General features: G+C 68.5%; 1 pseudogene. It reads right to left on the bottom strand.

The features are described 5' to 3' along the window. A pseudogene (locus SB756_RS32650) lies at positions 1-254 on the bottom strand (flavodoxin); the annotation flags it as partial.

The raw sequence follows: 254 nt of genomic DNA, 5'->3' as shown, positions 1-254 counted from the left end.
CCGTTGCCCAGCAGAATCAGCGGGCAAGGTTCGGCCGGCAGGTGGAAGCCGCTGTTGCGCCGTACCCGCAGGCTGATGCTCGAACCCACCGCAGCATGCTCGGTGAGCCAGCCGGAACCGATCCCCAGGCTGCCGTCGGCGTGGCGTTCCTGGCGTACCAGCAGCTCCAGGCAACCGTCGGCGGCAATCGAGGCGATGGAGTATTCGCGCATGCTCAGGGGCACCAGGGCATCCACCAGGGCCTGGGCGTGCAG

This window comes from Pseudomonas sp. SIMBA_068 (genome assembly GCF_046534705.1).
Lineage (GTDB): Bacteria > Pseudomonadota > Gammaproteobacteria > Pseudomonadales > Pseudomonadaceae > Aquipseudomonas > Aquipseudomonas putida.
The sequence above is the reverse complement of the archived record's forward strand: the minus strand, read 5'-3'. Positions and strand labels throughout refer to the sequence as shown.